General features: G+C 71.6%; 14 protein-coding genes. 7 read left to right on the top strand and 7 right to left on the bottom strand.

Features of this window, described 5'->3' with window-relative positions; all coding sequences use genetic code 11:
* Positions 1–77: 77 nt before the first annotated feature.
* On the bottom strand, positions 78–704 hold the full coding sequence (locus OG245_RS26795; RefSeq protein WP_371625974.1) for a TetR/AcrR family transcriptional regulator: 627 nt from the start codon (positions 702–704) through the stop codon (positions 78–80).
* 472 nt (positions 705–1176) lie between these two features.
* Between OG245_RS26795 and OG245_RS26800 the strand changes: the two genes are divergently transcribed.
* The 4 genes from OG245_RS26800 (at position 1177) to OG245_RS26815 (ending at position 5387) form a co-directional block, all read left to right on the top strand.
* Positions 1177–2127 carry a tetratricopeptide repeat protein gene (locus tag OG245_RS26800; RefSeq protein WP_371625975.1) on the top strand — a complete coding sequence of 317 codons (951 nt, stop codon included), beginning with the start codon at positions 1177–1179 and terminating at the stop codon, positions 2125–2127.
* A 653-nt stretch (positions 2128–2780) separates the two neighbouring features.
* A complete protein-coding gene (locus OG245_RS26805; RefSeq protein WP_371625976.1) occupies positions 2781–3437 on the top strand; it encodes a DUF6230 family protein in 657 nt (218 codons plus the stop codon).
* A gap of 95 nt (positions 3438–3532) precedes the next feature.
* The gene (locus OG245_RS26810; protein WP_371625977.1) at positions 3533–4108 is read left to right on the top strand and encodes a DUF6114 domain-containing protein; all 576 of its coding nucleotides are present in this window, start codon (positions 3533–3535) and stop codon (positions 4106–4108) included.
* The gene (locus OG245_RS26815) at positions 4098–5387 is read left to right on the top strand and encodes a hypothetical protein (protein ID WP_371625978.1); all 1290 of its coding nucleotides are present in this window, start codon (positions 4098–4100) and stop codon (positions 5385–5387) included. The genes OG245_RS26810 and OG245_RS26815 overlap by 11 nt, the downstream gene beginning before the upstream one ends.
* 101 nt (positions 5388–5488) lie before the next feature.
* On the opposite strand, the gene pyk is transcribed toward OG245_RS26815, so the two are convergent.
* From pyk to pta, 3 genes are all read right to left on the bottom strand, one after another.
* Complete coding sequence (pyk, locus tag OG245_RS26820) at positions 5489–6919, bottom strand: pyruvate kinase (protein ID WP_371625979.1); 1431 nt, start codon at positions 6917–6919, stop codon at positions 5489–5491.
* Positions 6920–7021: 102 nt separating this feature from the next.
* On the bottom strand, positions 7022–8233 hold the full coding sequence (locus OG245_RS26825; RefSeq protein WP_371627998.1) for an acetate kinase: 1212 nt from the start codon (positions 8231–8233) through the stop codon (positions 7022–7024).
* 53 nt (positions 8234–8286) lie between these two features.
* Entirely contained in the window at positions 8287–10368 is a 2082-nt protein-coding gene (pta, locus tag OG245_RS26830) for a phosphate acetyltransferase (protein WP_371625980.1), read from the bottom strand.
* Between the two features lie 334 nt (positions 10369–10702).
* Here pta and OG245_RS26835 point away from each other — a divergent pair, with 334 nt between their 5' ends.
* Complete coding sequence (locus tag OG245_RS26835; RefSeq protein WP_371625981.1) at positions 10703–11728, top strand: ATP-dependent 6-phosphofructokinase; 1026 nt, start codon at positions 10703–10705, stop codon at positions 11726–11728.
* Between the two features lie 227 nt (positions 11729–11955).
* Here OG245_RS26835 and OG245_RS26840 read toward each other — a convergent pair whose 3' ends face one another.
* The 3 genes from OG245_RS26840 to OG245_RS26850 form a co-directional block, all read right to left on the bottom strand.
* Positions 11956–12660 carry a helix-turn-helix domain-containing protein gene (locus OG245_RS26840; protein WP_371625982.1) on the bottom strand — a complete coding sequence of 235 codons (705 nt, stop codon included), beginning with the start codon at positions 12658–12660 and terminating at the stop codon, positions 11956–11958.
* Positions 12661–12841: 181 nt separating this feature from the next.
* Positions 12842–13516 carry a response regulator gene (locus tag OG245_RS26845; RefSeq protein ID WP_371625983.1) on the bottom strand — a complete coding sequence of 225 codons (675 nt, stop codon included), beginning with the start codon at positions 13514–13516 and terminating at the stop codon, positions 12842–12844.
* Entirely contained in the window at positions 13513–15213 is a 1701-nt protein-coding gene (locus tag OG245_RS26850) for an ATP-binding protein (protein ID WP_371625984.1), read from the bottom strand. The genes OG245_RS26845 and OG245_RS26850 overlap by 4 nt, the downstream gene beginning before the upstream one ends.
* A gap of 178 nt (positions 15214–15391) precedes the next feature.
* Between OG245_RS26850 and OG245_RS26855 the strand changes: the two genes are divergently transcribed.
* Both OG245_RS26855 and OG245_RS26860 read left to right on the top strand, forming a co-directional pair.
* Positions 15392–16768, top strand: coding sequence for a cation:dicarboxylate symporter family transporter (locus tag OG245_RS26855; protein ID WP_371625985.1), 1377 nt, complete (start codon positions 15392–15394; stop codon positions 16766–16768).
* A 223-nt stretch (positions 16769–16991) separates the two neighbouring features.
* Positions 16992–18278: an LAETG motif-containing sortase-dependent surface protein gene (locus tag OG245_RS26860; RefSeq protein WP_371625986.1), complete on the top strand. Its 1287-nt coding sequence runs from the start codon at positions 16992–16994 to the stop codon at positions 18276–18278.
* The last annotated feature ends 12 nt before the right edge of the window (positions 18279–18290 follow it).

Below are 18290 nucleotides of genomic sequence, written 5' to 3' on the forward strand. Positions count from 1 at the left end.
CGGTGGCTGTACCAGCCGCTCCGGGAAAGCCCCCCGCGACCGACTGGTCGAGGGGGCGAGGAAAGGCGGCTCGGACGTCAGCCCGTCTGCGCGCCCGCCAGCCCCAGCAGCAGCAGCGAGGTGAAGCCGCTCGCCCACGCGGAGTCCACCGGCTCCGCGCTCACCAGGGTGCGGTGCACCACGGCCCCGGCGATCACGTCGAAGATCAGGTCCGCGTTGCGGGCGGCCGCCGACGCGTCGTCCTCGTACCGCAACTCGCCCCGGGCCTGCGCGCGTTGCCGGCCCAGCAGCACCAGCCGCTTCTGCCGGTCCACGATCGCCGAGCGGATCCTCAGGCGCAGCGAGTCGTCGCGGGTGGACTCGGCGACCACCGCCATCAGCGCCGTACGGGCCTCCGGCCGCTCCAGCAGGGCGGCGAACTGGAGCACGACGCCCTGCACATCGGCGGCCAGACTGCCCCGGTCGGGCACCTCCAGCTCGTCGAAGAGGACGGCGACCGCGTCCACGACCAGCTCGTTCTTGCCCGCCCAGCGTCGGTAGAGGGTCGTCTTGGCGACACCGGCCCGGGTCGCCACATCGCCCATCGTCAGCTTCGACCAGCCGAGGTCGACCAGGGACGCCCGCGTCGCTTCGAGGATCGCGGCGTCGGCCGCGGTGCTCCGCGGACGCCCTGTTCGGGTGGCTTTGGGGTCGCTGTCGTTCATGATGCCGCGACCATACCGGCCGGTAGGGGAAACGGTTGTGCTCCGGTGTCCGTGAGACAGATCACCGGGATCACCTGTCCGGCCGGGGTGGTCGGCAGTTACGCTACGACCCGTAGCGTAAGGAAGGCGGCCGGATCGCCCCCGTACGCCACGGAACGAACGAGCGACAGCCACCGGGGTCTCCGTGGAGACCTCAGGCGCCGGGTGGGGACCCGGGGCCGAACGGACCGGCCGGATGGGGATCCGGAAGGTCCACCCGGGCCTTCGGGTCCGGTCAGTTCCAGCCAGGGTCTTTCAGGGGCCCGACCGGTTCCACCGGGCCTTTCGGGGCCGTCGGGGAGCCGGGGCCGCCTCGGCCCGTCCGCCCCCGCACACCGGTGGGGGCGCCCGGGCGGGTCCGGTTCTCGCACTCGCTTTCCGGAACGGTGCGCTCAGGGGGGAGGATGTACGTATGCAGCCTAGGAACATGTCCATGAGCGGCGTTGTCGACCTCGCCGCTGTCAAGGCGGCCGGTGAGGCCAAGGCCAAGGCGGAGAAGGCCCGCGCGGAGGCCTCCCGTACCGGTGGCGCCGCAGCCGTCGCTCCCGCCGCCCTGGTGATCGACGTCGATGAAGCCGGATTCGAGCGCGACGTCCTCCAGCGCTCCGCCGAGGTCCCCGTCGTCATCGACTTCTGGGCCGAGTGGTGCGAGCCGTGCAAGCAGTTGAGCCCGCTGCTGGAGCGCCTGGCCGTCGAGTACAACGGCCGCTTCCTGTTGGCCAAGGTCGATGTCGACGCGAACCAGATGCTGATGCAGCAGTTCGGCATCCAGGGTATTCCGGCCGTCTTCGCGGTCGTCGCCGGGCAGGCGCTCCCGCTCTTCCAGGGCGCGGCCCCCGAGGCGCAGATCCGCGAGACGCTGGACCAGCTGATCCAGGTCGGCGAGGAGCGCTTCGGGCTGACCGGGATCGTCGTCGACCCGGACGCCGCCGCGGCGGACGCCGTCCCGGCCGAGGTTCCGGCCGGCCCGTACGACGCCGTGCTGGAGGCCGCCGCCTCCGCGCTCGACGCCAATGACTTCGACGGCGCGGTCCAGGCGTACAAGAACGTCCTCGTGGACGACCCGGGCAACCCGGAGGCCAAGCTGGGCCTCGCCCAGGCGGAGCTGCTCGGCCGCGTCCAGAGCATGGACCCGCAGGCGGTCCGCAAGGAAGCCGCGGAGAACCCGGGCGATGTGAAGGCCCAGCTCGCCGCCGCCGATCTCGACCTGGTCGGCGGACATGTCGAGGACGCGTTCGGCCGGCTCGTCGAAGCGGTCCGCCGCACCGCGGGCGACGACCGCGACGCCGCCAGGCTGCGACTCCTGGAGCTGTTCGAGGTGATCGGTCCGGAGGACCCGAGGGTCACCGCCGCGCGCACCGCGCTGGCCCGCGTCCTGTTCTGACACCGGTCGGCCGTCCGCTCCGGGCGAGCCCGATTGTGCCGATGTGACAAGACGGCCGCACCGCCTCCCGGGCGGCGCGGCCGTTTTGCCGTCCTGACGCCAAAGAACAGTGCGAGAAGCCCTCTCTTTACCAAAACTTGACAAAGATGCAAGCTGTTACTCGCAGTAAGGCGAGTCGGTGATTCTGTCCCGTTTCCATAAAGTTTCCCGCCATTCCGATGTCCCTTTCGTGCCACCCTGCGTCGCCGCGTGATGCCGCCCTGTCGCCCTGTGGTTATCGGGCCGTTACTAGTCAGTAACGATCCCCCTTGTGTCACGGCCGTGAATGCACCACGATCGGCCACGCTCGGTCCAATACCTTCAGCCCGGCCTCCAGCCGGTGCCCGAGGGTCTGTTGGGTCCCCACCGAGTGGTCGGCGGCAGTGGCGCCGACCGCGGACAGGGGGGTTCCCGCCCACGGGCGGGGCCTGTCCGACCGGCTGTGCGGAAAGCGCGGCCAGTGGTTGTCGCTCGGGGGTGAACGCCGGTGGATCGGATGCGGGACACGTCTCCGAGTACGGGCGCTCTCCTTCCCGAGGACGTAGCACTTCTCCCATCCCAGGACGGGCACGACGCCCGGACCGGAGATGTACGTCCGAGAAGAAGGAGCAAGTATGAGTTCCCAGGTTCGCGGTGGGACGAGATGGAAGCGGTTCGCTCTGGTCATGGTGCCGAGCGTCGCCGCGACGGCCGCGGTGGGCATAGGTCTGGCACAGGGTGCGCTGGCGGCGTCGTTCAGCGTTTCCGGCCAGGAGTTCAAGGTCGAGGCCAAGGAGCTCAAGGGCTACGACTTCGTCCAGTACGGCAGTGTGGCGTCGGGCAAGACGCTGGACGGTAAGCCGATGAACGCACCGGTCGCGGTGTCGGGCTTCAGCGAGGCCTGGATCACGAACATGTGCCAGTCGGTCGTCACGCCGGACCTGCCGTTCGGCATCGGCAACGTCACCCTGAGGCTGGAGGCGGGCGGCGAGGGCCACAAGAAGGTCTACGCCAAGGACCTCTACCTCGATGTGTCGGAGCTCGACGCCGACGCCAAGTTCAAGAACATCGACATCGGCGTCGCGGCGGGCTCGCTCAAGAAGCCCGACGAGCCGGGGGCCATAGGCATCCAGCCCGGCACCCGGGCCGACGAGGAGGGCTTCGCCCAGCGGGCCGACGAGGCTCTGCTGACGGGCGTCAGGCAGAAGGCGTGGGCCACGACTGCGGGCACCTTCAACCTCAGCGGTCTGAAACTGCGCCTGCACCAGGGCACCGAAAAGGAGTGCTACTAAGCACCCCGCCGGGTGGCCGGAGCCCGTGCCTCACGGTTTCGGTCACCCACCCTTTCACTCCTCACAGCAGTACCGGTTCCAGGGAGCTGTTTTCCATGAGCCCCGAGTCCACAGGGCAGAACGAGCACTACATCCGCGTCTATCGGCGACGCTTCCGCGCCTGGCGGGGTAACCGGCCGTTCTGGGCCGGACTGTTCACCTTGGCGGGTGGCGTTCCCATCGCCTACTTCCCCTACGCCAACATGCACCTCGGCAACGTGACGCTGGCCATGTCCACCACGGCCGGCGCGGGATCCCTGATCATCGGGGTCCTCCTGGTCACGCTCGGCCTGACGATGTGGTTCCACAGCATCGTCCGGGTCTTCGCCGGCGTCGCCGCCATCCTGCTGGCGCTGATCTCCATACCCGTCGCCAACATCGGCGGTTTCGTCGTCGGATTCGTCCTCGCCCTCGTCGGCGGAGCCCTGTCCATCTCCTGGGCCCCGGGCGAGACGAGGAGCGACGAGGAGCCGTTCGGCGAGCACGGGTCCCGGCGCACCGCGCCGGCGAAGCACCTGCCGTACGAGGAGCGCCCCGAGGGCGAGTTCCAGGCCGCGGCCGTGCCGCGGCAGCAGGGCGCCGGGTACGACCTGGCAGCCGACGGCGACGGCGGGAGGAACCGTGCGGGGTGACGACGGACAGCGGATGAACGCCCACCCCGGCGACGACCCCCGCGAGCGCAAGGGACCCCGTCACGCGGCCCCCAGGAAGTCGCTGCTGACCAAACTCCACCTGCCCAGCGGCAAGAAGGCGATCGCGCTCGCCGCGATGCCGACGGCGGTCTTCGTGGGCATGGGGCTGACGCCCAAGCTGGCCCTGGCCGACGACCGCGACATCCCGTTCGCGCCCGGACCGTGCGTCACCCGGTCCGACGAGCCGAGCGAGTCCGAGTCGCCGAAGGCCACCCCGTCCCCGTCGGCCACGGAGAAGGACGAGGCCGACCAGGACGCGAAGCCCGGCGACGACGCCACCGCCACGCCCACGCCCTCGGCCAGTGGTTCGGCCGACGAGGCGGAGCCCGGCGCGGACAAGTCGGCGCGGTCCGCCGGGGAGACGCCCACGGAGGCGCCCTCCGCGACCCCGACGCCCACGAAGTCGAAGAACCCGCTCGACCCGCTCGGCGTCGGCGACGCGCTCAAGGATCTCTTCGACGGGCCCGACAAGAAGACCGAGGAACCCGCGAGCCCGTCCCCGAGCCCCACGACCGGGGCCCCGAAGCCGTCCGACGAGCCGAAGGACCCGGCGAAGGATCCGGCCGGGAGCGCCGCCGACAAGGCGAAGGAGACGGCCGACAGGACGGCCGAGGCGATCCGCGAGGCGGCCGGGAAGGCGGGCAAGGACGTCGAGGAACTCGACGAGGACGTCAAGGGACTCGACCCCAGGAAGGACGAGGACATCCCGGACGGCGCCAAGCCCCGCTTCCCGTGCCCCGAGCCCGACCCGGACGCGCTCGCCGCGGCCGAACTGGAGCCCGGCATCCCGCTGCTCCCGTCCGACCCGTGGGTCCTGGAGTCGACGCGGCTCACCCTCAACGGCCTGGACTACCACGGCATCGTCGAGGTGAGGAAGGCGGACGGCAGTATCAAGAAGGTGCTGAAGTTCACCGCCAGCTCCATCGACATCAAGGACCTGCACCAGCTGACCGTCGGTCCCGCGGGCACGACCGGTCATGTGAAGTCGCGGCCCGGTTCGACGTCGGAGATCCGCGACGGCGAAGTGACGATGTACACGGAGGAGCTGAAGGGCAACCTCTTCGGCCTCATCCCGGTCACCTTCAGCCCTCAGACCCCGCCGCCGCTGAACGTTCCCTACGCCATCTTCACCAAGGTGACGGTGGTCCAGGCGGGCCAGTTCGGCGGCACGCTCACCGTTCCGGGACTGAAGAACTTCCTCGACGGCGGCAAGAGCTAGCCGACAGCCGCCCCCCGAACCCGTCCGGGAGCCGCACAGGGCCGTGGGCCGTACTCCTCACCAGGAGTACGGCCCACGGCCCTGTCGGTGCGGGGTGCGGGTCAGTCCCGCTCGCCGCCGCCCAGGTGGTGCACCCGGACCATGTTGGTGGTGCCGGGGATGCCGGGGGGCGAGCCGGCGGTGATGACCATCGTGTCGCCGTTGTTGTAGCGGTTCAGCTTCAGCAGCTCCGCGTCGACCAGGTCGACCATCGCGTCGGTGTTGTCCGCGTGCGGGACGACGTGCGACTCGACGCCCCAGCTCAGGGCGAGCTGGTTGCGGGTGGCCTCGTCCGTGGTGAAGGCCAGGATCGGCTGGGCCGTCCGGTAGCGGGAGAGGCGCCGGGCGGTGTCGCCGGACTGGGTGAAGGCGACCAGGGCCTTGCCGTCCAGGAAGTCCGCGATCTCGCAGGCCGCACGGGCCACCGAACCGCCCTGCGTACGGGGCTTCTTGCCGGGGACCAGCGGCTGGAGGCCCTTGGAGAGCAGCTCCTCCTCCGCGGCGACGACGATCTTCGCCATCGTCTTGACCGTCTCGATCGGGTACGCGCCCACCGAGGACTCGGCGGACAGCATGACCGCGTCCGCGCCGTCCAGGATCGCGTTGGCGACGTCGGACGCCTCGGCGCGGGTCGGGCGCGAGTTGGTGATCATCGACTCCATCATCTGGGTCGCCACGATCACCGGCTTGGCGTTGCGCCGGCACAGCTCCACCAGGCGCTTCTGCACCATCGGGACCTTCTCCAGCGGATACTCGACGGCCAGGTCGCCGCGGGCCACCATCACCCCGTCGAACGCCGCGACGACGCCCTCCATGTGCTCGACCGCCTGCGGCTTCTCCACCTTGGCGATGACGGGGACCCGGCGGCCCTCCTCGTCCATCACCTTGTGGACGTCCTTGACGTCGTCGGCGTCCCGGACGAAGGAGAGGGCGACCAGGTCGCAGCCCATCCGCAGCGCGAAGCGCAGGTCCTCGACGTCCTTGCCGGACAGGGCCGGGACGTTGACCGCCGCGCCGGGCAGGTTGATGCCCTTGTGGTCGGAGATGACACCGCCCTCGATGACGATGGTCTTCACCCGGGGGCCTTCGACCGCCACGACCTTCAGCTCGACGTTGCCGTCGTTGATCAGGATCGGGTCGCCCTTGACGACGTCGCCGGGCAGACCCTTGTAGGTCGTGCCGCAGATCGACTTGTCGCCGGGGACGTCCTCGGAGGTGATGGTGAACTCGTCCCCGCGGACCAGCTCGACCGGGCCCTCGGCGAACTTCGCCAGCCGGATCTTCGGGCCCTGGAGGTCGGCGAGCACGCCCACCGCGCGGCCGGTCTCGGCGGCCGCCTTGCGGACACGGTCGTAACGGCCCTGGTGTTCCTCGTGGGTACCGTGACTGAAGTTGAAACGGGCCACGCTCATGCCGGCCTCGATCAGAGCGACGAGCTGCTCATGCGAGTCGACGGCGGGACCGAGGGTGCAGACGATTTTGGAACGGCGCATGAGGCGGATCCTATCGGTTTGTTTCGTTGCGGAATATTCCGTCTGGTGGAAGATACAAAGGGGCGCGGGGGTGCTCAGTTGTCGACCCGTCCGAACCGTGGACTACGCCCCCTCGACGAGCGCGAACGTCTGGTCGGCGATCTCCAGCTCCTCGTCCGTCGGCACCACGGCGACCGCCACCCGGGCGTCCTCGGGCGAGATCAGCCGCGGCTGTGCCGACCGTACGGCGTTGAGCGAGGCGTCCACCGCCATGCCCAGCCCCTCCAGGCCCGCGACGGCAGCTTCCCGCACCGGAGCCGCGTTCTCCCCGACCCCCGCCGTGAACGCCACCGCGTCCACCCGGCCGAGCACCGCCGTATAGGCCCCGATGTACTTCTTCAGCCGGTGGATGTAGATGTCGAAGGCCAGCGCGGCCCGCTCGTCGCCCTCGTCGATCCGGCGGCGGATCACCCGCATGTCGTTGTCGCCGCAGAGGCCGACCAGCCCGCTCCTCTTGTTCAGCAGGACGTCGATGTCGTCGGCCGACATGCCCGCCACCCGCTTCAGGTGGAAGGTGACCGCCGGATCGATGTCCCCCGATCGTGTCCCCATCACGAGCCCTTCCAGGGGCGTCAGCCCCATGGAGGTGTCCACGCACCGCCCGCCCGCGACCGCCGACGCGGACGCCCCGTTGCCCAGGTGCAGCACGATGACGTTCACGTCCTCGGGCGCCCGGCCCAGCAGCTCGGCCGTCTTCCGGGAGACGTACGCGTGCGAGGTGCCGTGGAAGCCGTAGCGGCGGATGCGGTGCGCGTCGGCGGTCTCCACGTCGATCGCGTACCGCGCGGCCGCCTCCGGCATCGTCGTGTGGAACGCCGTGTCGAAGACCGCGACCTGCGGCAGGTCCGGCCGCAGGGTCCGCGCCGTGACGATGCCGGTGATGTTGGCCGGGTTGTGCAGCGGTGCGACCGGGACGAGGCGCTCGATCTCCTCCAGCACCTCGTCGGTGACCACGGTCGGCGCGCTGAACCTCAGCCCGCCGTGCACCACCCGGTGCCCGATCGCGGCGAGTTCGGGGGAGTCGAGGCCCAGCCCGTCCGCCGCCAGCTCCTCGGCCGCCGCCTTGAGCGCCGCGTCGTGGTCCGCGATCCGCCCCGTACGCTCACGGGGCTCGGCGTCGCCGCCGGTCAGCGGCGTGTGCACCAGGCGCGAGGTCTCCTCGCCGATCCGTTCGACCAGGCCCGAGGCGAGCCGGGAGCGGTCGCGCATGTCGAGCAGTTGGTACTTCACCGACGAGGAGCCGGAGTTGAGGACGAGGACGCGGTGCGGTTCCACAGAGGGTGCCGTGCTTTCGTTTCCGGGGTCGGTGGCCGGGGGAGTGGGTGTCGTCATGCGGGGCGCTCCTCGCCCTGCGCCTGGATCGCCGTGATCGCCACGGTGTTGACGATGTCCTGGACGAGCGCGCCGCGCGACAGGTCGTTGACCGGCTTGCGCAGACCCTGGAGCACCGGGCCGACCGCCACCGCGCCCGCCGAGCGCTGCACCGCCTTGTAGGTGTTGTTGCCGGTGTTCAGGTCCGGGAAGATCAGCACGGTCGCCTGGCCGGCCACGTCGGAGCCGGGCAGCTTCGTCGCCGCGACGGACGGCTCGACCGCCGCGTCGTACTGGATCGGCCCCTCCACCCGCAGTTCGGGCCGCTCCGCCCGCACCCGCTCGGTGGCCTCGCGCACCTTGTCGACGTCCGCGCCGGAACCGGACGTCCCGGTGGAGTACGACAGCATCGCGATCCGGGGCTCCACGCCGAACCGGGCCGCCGTCACCGCCGACTGCACCGCGATGTCCGCGAGCTGCTCCGCGTCCGGGTCCGGGTTGACGGCGCAGTCGCCGTACACGAGGACCTTGTCGGCGAGGCACATGAAGAAGACGGACGACACGATCCTGGCGTCGGGCTTCGTCTTGATGATCTCGAACGCCGGGCGGATGGTGGCCGCCGTGGAGTGCACCGACCCGGACACCATCCCGTCGGCCAGACCCTCCTGCACCATCAGCGTGCCGAAGTAGTTCACGTCCGCCACCACGTCGACGGCCAGCTCCACCGTCACCCCGCGGTGCGCGCGCAGTTCGGCGTACCGCTCGGCGAAGACGCCCCGCAGCTCCGAGGTGTGCGGGTCGATCAGCTGGGTGTCCGCGAGGTCGATGCCGAGGTCGGCGGCCTTCTTGCGGATCACGTCCACGTCGCCGAGCAGCGTGAGGTCGCAGACGTCCCGGCGCAGCAGTACGTCGGCGGCGCGCAGCACCCGCTCCTCGGTGCCCTCCGGCAGCACCACGCGCTTGCGGTCGGAGCGGGCCTGCTCCAGCAGCTCGTGCTCGAACATCATCGGCGTGACCCGTCCGCTGCGGGCCACCGAGATCCGGTCGAGGAGGGCGGCGGTGTCGACATGTCGCTCGAACAGGCCGAGGGCGGTCTCCGCCTTGCGGGGCGTCGCCGCGTTCAACTTGCCTTCGAGGGCGAAGAGCTCGCCGGCGGTGGGGAAGGAACCGCCGGCCACCGAGACGACCGGGGTCCCCGGTGCGAGCCGGGCGGCCAGCGTGAGTATCTCCTCGCCGGGGCGCTCGTTCAGGGTCAGCAGCACGCCCGCGATGGGCGGGGTGCCCGCGCTGTGCGCGGCCAGCGAACCCACCACCAGATCCGCCCGGTCCCCGGGGGTGACCACCAGACAGCCGGGTGTCAGCGCGTTGAGCAGGTTCGGCAGCATGGCCCCGCCGAACACGAAGTCCAGCGCGTCGCGCGCGAGCCCCGAGTCGTCGCCGAGCAGCACCGTGCCGTCCAGCGCCGCCGTGATCTGGGCGACCGTGGGCGCCGAGAGCGCCGGGTCGTCCGGCAGGACGGAGACGGGCACCGGCAGCCGGGCCGCGAGCCGCTCCGCGATCGTCTCGCGGTCCTCGGCGGCGACCCGGTTCACCACCATGGCCAGCACATCGCAGCCGAGGCCCGCGTAGGCGCGGTACGCGTTACGGGTCTCGGCGCGGACGGACTCCGCGTTCTGCCCCTTGCCGCCGACCACCGCGATCACCGAGGCCCCGAACTCGTTGGCCAGCCGGGCGTTCAGCGCCAGCTCGTCGGGGAGCTGGGTGGCGGCGAAGTCGCTGCCCAGGACCAGGACCACCTCGTACTCGCGGGCCACCTGGTGGAAGCGCTCGACGAGCCGGGAGACCAGCTCGTCCGTGCCCTTCTCCGCCTGTACGGCCGAGGCCTCGTGGTAGTCCAGGCCATAGACGGTGGCCGGGCTCTGGGAGAGCCGGTAGCGGGCCCGCAGCAGCTCGTAGAGCCGGTCGGGCCCGTCATGGACCAGCGGACGGAACACGCCGACCCGGTCCACCTGACGCGTCAGAAGCTCCATGACTCCCAGCTCGACGACCTGCCGGCCGTCCCCCCGGTCGATCCCGGTCACGTACACGCTGCGCGCCACGCGTGCTCTCCCGTCCTTGTGTTCGGTGCCGCGACCCGCAGTCCGTCCGGACGTGCGGTGATGCCCCCGTACCCGCCCGGTGATCCGCCGGGTGCGGCATTGGCCTGCATTGCCTCTTGACGATACCTGCGAGGGCCGCTATACCGCCCGCCGGAGGTCCCGCCCTGTCGGGCGGCGCAACGACCCCCGCCCGACAGGGCCTCCTACCCCCTGTGCCAGGCCGAAAGCGCGGGGTCCCTGCCGGGCGTGGGACAATCGTCCTGGTTCAGGGCACGGAGGCCGCCACGGTCGGTCTCCCGGAAAAGCGCGACTAGCGAGCAGGAGACACACCTCGATGCGCATCGGAATTCTCACCGCGGGCGGCGACTGCCCCGGCCTGAACGCAGTGATCCGGTCGGTCGTCCACCGGGCCGTGGTCGGCCACGGCGACGAGGTCATCGGCTTCGAGGACGGCTTCAAGGGGCTGCTCGACGGCCACTTCCGCCCCCTCGACCTCAACGCGGTCAGCGGCATCCTCGCCCGCGGCGGCACCATCCTCGGCTCGGCCCGCCTGGAGCGCGACCGGCTGCGCGAGGCCGCCGAGAACTGCGAGGAGCTGTCCCGCCGTTACGGCATCGACGCGCTCATCCCGATCGGCGGCGAGGGCACGCTCACCGCGGCCCGCATGCTCTCCGACGCGGGCATGCCGGTCGTCGGCGTCCCGAAGACCATCGACAACGACATCTCCTCCACCGACCGGACCTTCGGGTTCGACACGGCGGTGGGCGTCGCGACCGAGGCCATAGACCGTCTCAAGACCACCGCCGAGTCCCACCAGCGGGTGATGGTCGTCGAGGTCATGGGCCGGCACGCGGGCTGGATCGCGCTGGAGTCCGGGATGGCCGGCGGCGCCCACGGCATCTGCCTGCCCGAGCGCCCCTTCCAGGTCGACGACCTGGTCAAGATGGTCGAGGAGCGGTTCGCGCGCGGCAAGAAGTTCGCCGTCATCTGCGTCGCCGAGGGCGCGCACCCGGCCGAGGGCTCCATGCCGTACGCCAAGGGCGAGATCGACCAGTACGGCCACGAGCGCTTCCAGGGCATCGGCAACCGTCTGGCCATCGAGCTGGAGACCCGGCTCGGCAAGGAGGCCCGGCCGGTCATTCTCGGCCATGTCCAGCGCGGCGGCACGCCGACCGCGTACGACCGGGTGCTCGCCACCCGCTTCGGCTGGAACGCCGTGGAGGCCGTGCACCGCGGCGACTTCGGCCGGATGACCGCCCTGCGCGGCAACGACATCGCCATGGTCCCGCTCGCCGAAGCCGTCACCCAGCTGAAGAGGGTGCCCGCCGAGCGGATGTACGAGGCCGAGTCGGTCTTCTAGGTCCTGTCGTCGAACTGCCGTCGTCGCCCGGAGGGCGGCCCCGCGGGGTCGGGTGCGTGCTCCCGGTGTGCCGGGTGCGGGTCCTCGTACGGGATGTACTCGGGCCTGTGCCCGGTGCGGCGGGAGCGCGTGCGTGGCGCCGCGGGGCAGGCGGCAGTTCGACGACAGGGCCTAGGGCCTCCTGGCCACGTCGAACCGCACGGGCCGCACGGGCGGCCCGTGCGGGGTCACACCCCGGCGGTCCGCCAGAACTGGTCCACCACCCGCGCCAGGAACGCCCGGCCCGCGTCGCCCGTCGACCCCGAGCGCTCCTGGCCCGTGCTGCTCCAGCTCAGCGTGGAGACCATCAGGGCCTGGTAGTCGGCGTGCAGTTGCTCCAGCGTGTCCTGGACCAGCGCCCGGTCCAGCGGGACGACCTTGGACACCGGGCGGACGTACGCCTGCCAGCGCGTGGTGACCGCGCTGCTCAGCAGCTCCGCCAGCTCCTCGTCGCGGCCCGTCGCCGTCAGGAACTGCGCCGCCGTCAGCCCCAGCGCCCGGCACAGCGCCGCCGACTGCTTCTCGTTGCCCCGCCAGCGCCCCGACTCCTCCATCCGCAGGTACGAGGCGCCGGTCATCCCGAGCTGACGGGCCAGTTCGTCCACGCTCAGGTTCCGGGTCATCCGGTGCTCGCGCAGGGTGGCGGCGGCGGCCAGCAGCTCCCCGGGGGCGCACCAGAGGACGCCGGCGAGGGCGGTCAGCTCGCGCTCCCCGGGCGTCGCGAGGCCGCGCTCCCAGGCGATGACGGTCTCTGCGCTGATCCGGAGTCCGTACTGGGCGGCGAGCCCGTAGGCGACATGACCGGGAGCCATGCCCAGAGCCTCGCGGAGACGGCGCGCGGCGGGGGCGTTGAAGGGCGGGGTGGGGTGCACGGCCCCACCGTAGAAGTCCATTTCCGCCCTGGCTACGGTACGTTCCGCACAGATCACGCTTCGTAGGAACCTCCAGCTGCGAACCGCGCGGGCGGTACGCGAACACGGTCCCACCAGCGCTTTCTTTTGTGCCCCCGGGAAGGCGCGCCCCGGGCGTCAAACCGACCGGCAAGCGCTTGTCGGCCAGTTCGGCCGTGGCCGGTCAGCGTCCCGCGGCCAGCCAGCGGTAGTGCAGCTCCGGTCGGCCGACCTGACCGTAATGCGGACGCCTCGCGGCGCTGCCGACGGTCACCAGGTGCTCCAGGTACCGCCGGGCGGTGATCCGCGAGATGCCCAGCCGCTCCCCGGCGGCGGCCGCGGTCACCCCCTCCGGCGACTCCTTCAGCACCCGGGTCACCGCCTCCAGCGTCGGGCCGCTGAGGCCCTTGGGCAGCGAGGCCGGATGCGCGACCCGCAGCGCGCCCAGCGCCCGGTCCACCTCCTCCTGTCCGCTCGCCTCCCCGGCGGCCCCCCGGAACTCCGCGTACCGCACCAGCCGGTCCCGCAGCGTGGGATAGGTGAACGGCTTCAGCACGTACTGCACGACCCCGAGCGACACCCCCTCCCGCACCACCGCGAGATCCCGCGCCGAGGTCACCGCGATCACGTCCGCCCCGTGGCCGGAGGCGCGCAGCGAGCGCAGCAGCCCGAGCCCGTGCCCGTCGGGCAGATAGAGGTCGAGCAGCAGCAGATCCACCGGCGTCCGCTCCAGCGCCCGCACGGCCGCCGCCCGGGTGTGCGCCACCGCCGTCACCGTGAAGCCCTCCACCCGCTCCACGTACATCTGGTGGGCGTCGGCGGCCACCGGGTCGTCCTCCACCACCAGGACCCGGATCATGCCGTGACCTCCTCGTGCGCGGCCCCGGACCCGGGCCGCGAGCCTGCCGGCGTCCGGGCCGGGAGCGGCAGCCGTACGGTGAACCGCGCGCCGCCGTCCGGACCCGCGTCCAGCTCCACCGTGCCCCCGTTGCGGTACGCCGCCTGCCGCACCAGCGCCAGACCGAGCCCGCGCCCCGCCCCGTGCGTCGACCAGCCGCGCCGGAACACCTCGGCCGCCGCCTCCGGGCCGATGCCCGCACCCGTGTCCGCGACCCGCAGCAGCAGCTCCCGCTCGTCCGCGAGCGCGGTCACGGTGACCCGGGCCCGCCCCGCCGGACCTCCGGCCGCCCGGGGCGCGGGCACCGCCCCGGAACCGTCGTCGGCGGCGTCCGAAGCCGCCTCCATCGCGTTGTCGATCAGATTGCCCAGGATCGTCACCAGGTCACGCTGGGCCAGCGAGGGCGGCAGCGCCCCGTCGTCGATCAGGCTGTCCTCCGCGAGCACCAGCTCCACGCCCCGCTCGTGTCCCTGGGCGGCCTTGCCCAGCAGGAGCGCCGCCAGCACCGGCTCCTCCACCGCCCCCACCACCCGGTCGGTCAGCACCTGGGCCAGCTCCAGCTCCGCCGTCGCGAAGTCCACCGCCTCCTCCACCCGGCCCAGCTCGATCAGCGACACCACGGTGTGCAGCCGGTTCGCCGCCTCGTGGGCCTGGGAGCGCAGCGCCTGCGTGAAGCCGCGCTCGGAGTCCAGTTCGCCGGTCAGCGCCTGTAGTTCGGTGTGGTCCCGCAGGGTCACCACCGTGCCGCGCCGTTCACCGCCCACCACCGGACGGGTGTTGACCACGACGACCCGCTCCGCCGTCAGGTGCAGTTCGTCCACCCGCGCCTCGGACGCCAGCAGCGCCCCGGTCAGCGGCGCGGGGAGGTCCAGCTCGTCGACCGTACGGCCGACCGCCTCCGCGCCCGGCTCCAGGCCCAGCAGCTCCCGCCCGGCGTCGTTGATCAGCGCGATCCGTCGCCGCCCGTCCAGCATCAGCAGCCCCTCGCGCACCGCGTGCAGGGTGGCCTGGTGGTAGTCGTGCAGCCGGCTCAGCTCCGCCGCGTTCATCCCGTGGGTGTGCCGCCGCAGGCGGGCGTTGACCACGTAGGTGCCGATCCCGCCGAGCGCCAGCGCCCCGCCCGCCGCGAGCGCGAGGGCGCCGAGCTGGTCCCGTACCTGCGAGGAGACCCGGTCCACGGTGATGCCCGCGCTGACCAGGCCGACGATCCGCCCGTCGTCGCGGATCGGGGTCACCACCCGTATCGAGGGGCCCAGCGTGCCCGTGTAGGTCTCGGTGAAGGTCTGCCCGCGCAGGGCCTTCGCGGTGTTCCCGAGGAAGGTGTCCCCGATCTGCTCCGCGTCCGGATGCGTCCAGCGCACCCGCTCGGTGTCCATGATCGTGATGAAGGCGATCCCGGTGTCCTCGCGCACCCGCTCCGCGTACGGCTGGAGTGCGGCGGACGGGTCCGGGGTGCGGATGGCCTCCCGTACGGAAGGGGAATCGGCCACCGCCAGCGCCGCCACCCGCACCTGCCGGGCGGCCGTCTCCTCGGCCTGCTCGCTCCCCGAGACGTACGCGAAGACGGCGCACCCCGCCACCACCGCGGCGATCAGTACGACCTGCATGGCGAAGAGCTGGCCCGCCAGGCTTCGGGGGCGGGTACGGGGGAGGCGCATACCCCACAGTCTGCCTCCACCCCACCGCCTGCCCAGCCCCGCCGGGCCTTTCCGGATGGCCGGAAAGTGACTGTGAACGATATGAACGCAAGGGTGACCGGGGTCACAGGGCAGTGGATAGTCGCCGGAGCCCCCAGGGACGGGGGCACACGCTATGACCGAGCCGAGGAGCCCCACCATGGCTGTGGCAGCCAAGCAACGGGACCGCACCCACTACCTGTACATCGCCGTGATCGCCGCTGTGGCGCTCGGCATCCTGGTGGGCTTCGCGGCCCCCGGGGTGGCCGTCGAGCTGAAGCCCATCGGCGCCGGCTTCGTGAACCTGATCAAGATGATGATCTCGCCGATCATCTTCTGCACGATCGTCCTGGGCGTCGGCTCGGTCCGCAAGGCCGCCAAGGTCGGCGCGGTCGGCGGTCTGGCGCTGGGCTACTTCCTGGTCATGTCGACCGTCGCCCTCGCCATCGGCCTGCTGGTGGGCAACTTCCTGGAGCCCGGCTCCACCCTCCACATCACCGAGGCCGCCCGCGAGGCGGGCGCGGAGCAGGCCGGGGGCGCGGGCGAGTCCACCGCGGACTTCCTGCTGGGCATCATCCCGACCACGATCGTCTCCGCCTTCACCGAGGGCGAGGTCCTCCAGACCCTCCTGGTCGCGCTCCTCGCGGGCTTCGCACTCCAGGCGATGGGCAGGACGGGTGAGCCGATCATCCGCGGCATCACCCACATCCAGCGCCTCGTCTTCCGCATCCTCGCCATGATCATGTGGGCCGCCCCGGTCGGCGCGTTCGGCGCGATCGCCGCGGTGGTCGGCGAGACCGGCCTCGACGCCCTGAAGTCCCTGGCGATCATCATGATCGGCTTCTACGTCACCTGCGCGCTCTTCGTCTTCGTGGTGCTCGGCGCACTGCTCCGCATGATCGCCGGGGTGAACCTGTTCTCGCTGCTGAAGTACCTGGGCCGCGAGTTCCTGCTGATCCTCTCCACCTCCTCCTCCGAGTCGGCGCTGCCGCGGCTGATCGCGAAGATGGAGCACCTGGGCGTGAGCAAGCCCGTCGTCGGCATCACCGTGCCGACCGGCTACTCCTTCAACCTCGACGGCACCGCGATCTACCTCACGATGTCCTCGCTGTTCATCGCCAACGCGATGGGCGACCCGCTGAGCGCCGGCGAGCAGATCTCGCTGCTGGTCTTCATGGTCATCGCCTCGAAGGGCGCGGCCGGCGTGACCGGCGCGGGCCTGGCGACCCTGGCCGGCGGCCTCCAGTCGCACCGCCCCGAACTCGTCGACGGCGTCGGCCTGATCGTCGGCATCGACCGCTTCATGAGCGAGGCCCGCGCCCTGACCAACTTCGCGGGCAACGCGGTCGCCACGGTGCTGGTCGGCCACTGGACCAAGGAGATCGACAAGGACCGGGTGAACGAGGTCCTGGCGGGCCGGGTTCCGTTCGACGAGAAGATCCTCGTCGACGACGGACACGGCCCCGCCGGGGACGCGCCCGGCTCCGGCGAGGTCCCCGAGCAGCGGGACACCGCGGAGCAGCCCGCGAAGGTCTGACCCGGCGCGGCGCCCCCGCCTCCCCACGGCCACGGCGGCGCCCCCACCCGAGGACACCCGTACTCCGGTACGGGTGTCCTCGGCTTCCGTGTCCGGTACGGGTGCCTTGTGTCCGTGTTCTGTCACGACCGCCCCTGACCGCACAACCCTCCCCGTCCGGTGCCGGTCTTGGGGGGTGAGGGACCACAGCCCGTTCCACGAGCCCCACGACCGAAGGACTTCCATGCGCATCCCCCCTTCCCGCAGCCGTACCCTGCGCGGCGGGACCGCCGCCGTGGCCGCCGCAGCGCTGGTGGCGCTGGGCGCCGTGCCGGCGCTCGCCGCCGACCCGGAGCCGGACCTCGGGGTCGGAACGATCGCGCCGGTCGAGGGAGTTCAGCCCGGAAGCTCATTCTCGGCCCCGCTCACCTTCCTCAACAAGGGGACGGAGGAGGTGCCCTCGGTCTGGGTGACCTACTCCGTGTCACCGGGCCTGAAGGCGGAGGAGACGCACAAGAACTGCACCTACTACACCATCGGCTCCTACGACGAGATGCCCGCGTCGAACGTCGCCTCCTGCAGGATCGACCAGCCGCTGAAGCCCGGCGTCGTCTACGGCACGGCGGAGCCCGTCTCGCTCAAGGCGCTCGACTCCGCGTTCCGGGACAGGCTGCGGGTCACGATCGGTGTGAACGAACCCGGTCCGGACGACGGCGGCTCCACCGAGCCGGTGCCCGGAACCGGCGACCCGCTCACCCTGGTCGAGAAGGGCCCGGCCACCGACGCCGACCGGACGAACCACCCCGAGGCGTACGCCGGGGCGGACGTCACCGCCGCGAACACCGCGGACTTCGCCCTGACCGGCGACGAGAAGCAGGGGAAGGTCGGCGAGAAGGTCACCGCGACGGTGAAGTTCGCCAACAAGGGCCCCGCCCGCGTCCAGGGCACCCTCGACGAGAGCGTCACCACGGTCGACATCCACATCCCGAAGGGCACCTCCGTGGTCAAGCCGTACGACTTCTGCGAGGCGATCACCAAGACCCACTACCGCTGCGGCACCTCCCAGTCCTGGGTCGACGTGAACGGCGGCGAGAGCTACCCCTTCGTCCTGCGCATCGACAAGGCGGTCGGCCGCACCACCGGAGAGGTCTCCTTCAGCGGGCAGGAGCGCCCCTTCGACCGGAACGCGGCCAACGACACCGCGCAGATCGTGATCGACACCGGCAAGGGCTCGGACACCTCCGGCTCCACCGGCTCGACCGGCGGTACGGGCGGCTCCTCGTCCACCGGAGGCTCCGGCTCCACCGGCTCCACCGGTTCCACGGGCACCACCGGCACCACCGGCGGCTCCGCCGGCACGGGCGGCTCGACGACCGGCGGCACGACCCCGCAGACGACCGGCGGCGGCAACCTCGCCGCGACCGGCTCGGACTCCACCGCGCCGCTCGCCGGCATGGCGGCCGCGGCGGTCGTCGCGGGCGGCGGCATCATCTGGGCCGTGCGCCGGCGGTCGGCGGCCCGCGCCAACTGACGGCGCGGGCCT

Source organism: Streptomyces sp. NBC_01116 (assembly GCF_041435495.1).
GTDB lineage: Bacteria > Actinomycetota > Actinomycetes > Streptomycetales > Streptomycetaceae > Streptomyces.